Source organism: Hymenobacter sp. (assembly GCF_035709525.1).
Taxonomy (GTDB): Bacteria; Bacteroidota; Bacteroidia; order Cytophagales; family Hymenobacteraceae; genus Hymenobacter.
This window is the reverse complement of record NZ_DASTEP010000226.1, coordinates 1-3156: the sequence shown is the minus strand read 5'-3', so window position 1 is coordinate 3156 and position 3156 is coordinate 1. Positions and strand designations below refer to the sequence as shown.

Annotated in this window: 3 protein-coding genes; all 3 read left to right on the top strand. The window is 68.8% G+C overall.

The window, feature by feature from the left end; genetic code table 11:
• Positions 1-102 precede the first annotated feature (102 nt).
• The 3 genes from VFO93_RS19905 to VFO93_RS19895 all read left to right on the top strand — a co-directional run bounded on the left by VFO93_RS19905 (position 103) and on the right by VFO93_RS19895 (position 3117).
• Positions 103-957, top strand: a complete 855-nt coding sequence (locus VFO93_RS19905) for a hypothetical protein (protein WP_325136145.1) — start codon at positions 103-105, stop codon at positions 955-957.
• Positions 958-1105: 148 nt separating this feature from the next.
• A complete protein-coding gene (locus VFO93_RS19900; protein WP_325136144.1) occupies positions 1106-1795 on the top strand; it encodes a response regulator transcription factor in 690 nt (229 codons plus the stop codon).
• Positions 1792-3117, top strand: a complete 1326-nt coding sequence (locus VFO93_RS19895) for a HAMP domain-containing sensor histidine kinase (RefSeq protein WP_325136143.1) — start codon at positions 1792-1794, stop codon at positions 3115-3117. Before VFO93_RS19900 ends, VFO93_RS19895 begins: the two co-directional genes overlap by 4 nt.
• The last annotated feature ends 39 nt before the right edge of the window (positions 3118-3156 follow it).

Below are 3156 nucleotides of genomic sequence, written 5' to 3'. Positions count from 1 at the left end.
CCTTAAGAAAAATTAATTCGCGGTTCAGGTGCTCCTAAGGTGGGGCCGGCAATTTTGAATCAGGAAAGCGGAACGAACCGCCGCCCTTACGCAACTTTTCCCATGTCGTATTTCAAAATGCCCGCTGCCGTTGCCCTGGCAGCCCTGCTGCTCGCTGGCCCCCTGGCCCCCGCCCAGCAAGCCCCCACCACCAGCACCGGCAAAGTAAAAACCAAAACCAAGCGCACCCAGTCCGCCGCTACTGCCGCCCCAGCCCCCGCTGCCGCTGGCGCGGCCCTGGCCCCGCCGCCCCCGCCCGCCGAAGGCCCCCGCCCCGGTATGCTGCCCGGCGGCCCTGGCCGCCCAGGTGCCGGCCCCGGCCGCCCCGATGGCCCCGGCCCCCGCAAAGGCGGCGCGCAGGCGCTCACCGATTTCAGCGGCACGCTCACCGGCTACACCGCCGACAATGACGAGCAGGTGTACGATGCCTTCACCCTGAAAACCAGCACCGGCACTGAAACCGTGCGCTTCCCGCGACACCAGGCCCAGGCCCTGATGGCCGCCGCCAAAGCCGGTAGCCAGGTTACCGTATCGGGCTTTCGCGACACCGACCCCGAGGGCCGCACCGCCCTGCACCTGGTAAGCCTCACCGCCGGCGGCCAGACCGTGCGCGACACGCCGCCCACGCCGCCCACCACCCCGCCCACCGAAGAGGCTACTACCGTGCGCGGCACCGTGCAGCGCCTGCTGCAAGGCCCCAACGGCCGCACCCACGCCCTGGCGCTGAATGATGGCACCATCGTGCGCCTCTCGCCCGACGCTGCCGAGCAGCTGGCCGACAAGCTTAAAGTAGGCGCTACCGTGGCTGCTGCCGGCACCCTGCGCGCCGCCGCCCCCGGCGAGGTAGCCGCCAAGCCCGTGCGCGTGGTGCGCGCCCAGACCATTACCCTCGACGGGGTGCAGTTTCTGGTGCGGTAGGCTACTGGGTCAGCCTCGGCATCCGTCATGCTGAGCTTGCCGAAGCATCTCTACCGCCTCTTTGAACGGTGCGGTAGAGATGCTTCGGCAAGCTCAGCATGACGGACGTAGTTGACGCACTTTTACCTCGGCCTTACGTAGTGCCCCCATGCGAATTCTGGTAATTGAAGATGAGCCCCGGCTGGCCGAGTTTGTGCGGCAGGGGCTGACCCAGGCCGGTCACCTGGCCGACGGGGCCGACAACGGCGCGACCGGCCTCGAAATGGCCGCCGCCACGCCCTACGACGTCATTTTGCTCGACCTGATGCTGCCCGGCCAAAACGGCCTCGACGTGTTGCGCAACCTGCGCGAGTTTGGCATCAGCACGCCCGTTATCATTGTGAGTGCGCTAAGTGGTACCGAGCACGTTATCAAGGGGCTTGATGCTGGGGCAGTCGATTATTTGCGCAAGCCCTTTGCTTTTGAAGAACTGCTGGCCCGGCTGCGCACCGTGCAGCGCCGCTCGGCCTCGGCCGAAACGCCCGTGCTGCGCCTCGCCGACCTGGAGCTCGACCTCGTGCATCGCCGCGTGAGCCGCGCCGGCCAGCTGCTTACGCTCACCAACCGCGAGTTTGCCTTGCTGGAATTGCTGCTGCGCAATCCTAATCGGGTCGTCACCAAAACCCGCATTGCCGAAAAGGTGTGGGAAGTTGATTTTGATATGGGTTCCAACGTGATAGAGGTACACATCTCGCAGCTGCGCCGCAAACTCGACCGCGCCTTCCCCAGCCTGCCGCCGCTGCTCGAAACCGTGGTGGGCCACGGCTACCGGCTGCACGACCCCGCCGCCGCCCGATGAAGGCGCTGCGGGGCCTGCGGGGGCAGCTGGCGCTGGCTTTCGCGGTGGTGTTTGGGCTGGTGGTGGGGCTGGCCGGCTTCTACCAGTACCGGCAGGTAGGCCGCGTGCTGCACCAGGGCAATGAGCTGCGCCTGCGCGCCCGCGCCGAGGCCCTGCTGGGCCGCGTGGAGGTGAGCGGGGCCGTGCCCGTGGTGCCGCTGCCGGTGCGCGGCGAGCAAATGCGCGTGGTAGTCGAGGCCACGGGGCAGCCCGCCCGCGAGCTGTTTCACTCGCCAGGCTTTGGGATGTTGGCTGCTGAAAAAGAAACTGATACGCTGAGCGTGGTGGAGGTGCAGCAAGCCGCCACCGACTACGCCGGCCGCTCGGTGCAAGTGCGGCTGTGGCTGGCGCACTCGGCCGCGCCGCTGCTGGCCGACCTGGGCCGCGTGCGGCTGGGGCTGTGGGGCGCGCTGGCGGGCAGCCTGGCGCTGGCCGCCGCGCTGGCGGCCGGCCTGGGCTGGCTGGTGCTGCGGCCGTTGCGGCGCATCAGCCGGCAGGCGCGGCGCATTGGGGCGGCCCCTGGCCCCGAGCGCCTGCCCGTGCCCGCCACCGGCGACGAGGTGCAGGAACTGGCCCAGGCGCTCAATAAGATGCTCGACCGCCTGCAAGCCGGGGCCGAGCTGCAAGACAATTTTCTGGCCGCCGCCGCCCATGAGCTGCGCACCCCGCTGGCCGTGCTCCAAACCGGCCTCGCCGTGACGCGCCAGAGCCCCGAGCTGCCCGCCAACCTGCGCCCCGCCCTCGCCGCCCAAAGCCAGGAGCTCCAACGCCTGGGCCGCCTGGTTGAAGACTTCCTGCTGGTCAGCCGCCTGCGCTCCGATGCGCTGCCCCTCACGCGCCGCCCGGTGCCGCTCGATGAACTGGTGCTCGCCGCTGCCGACCAGCTCGGGCCGCGCTTCCGGGCGGCGGGCCGGCCGCTCGATTTAAGCATTGACGAAGCCGTGCCCGACTACACCGTGCCCGGCGATGCCGACAAGCTCACTACGGTCATTATCAACCTGCTAGATAATGCCCTGCGCCACGCGCCGCCCGGCGCGGCCGTGCACGTGGCGGTAGGGCGGGAGGCCGCTACCGGCCTGTTTTATGCCGAGGTCAGCAACCCCATACATACTTCTTTGGGCGACTTATCGCGCCTCACTACCGCCCGCTACCAGGCCGACGTGCTCAGCGGCGGCGCGGGTTTGGGGCTGTGGCTCAGCAACCGCATTGCCGAGCTGCACGGTGCGCCGCTGGCTTTGCGCGAGGCCGACGGGCGCTTGTATGTGCGGCTGCGTTTGCAGTAACGCCAAGCTCCAGCTTGGCGAGCGAGCGCAGCGAGCATC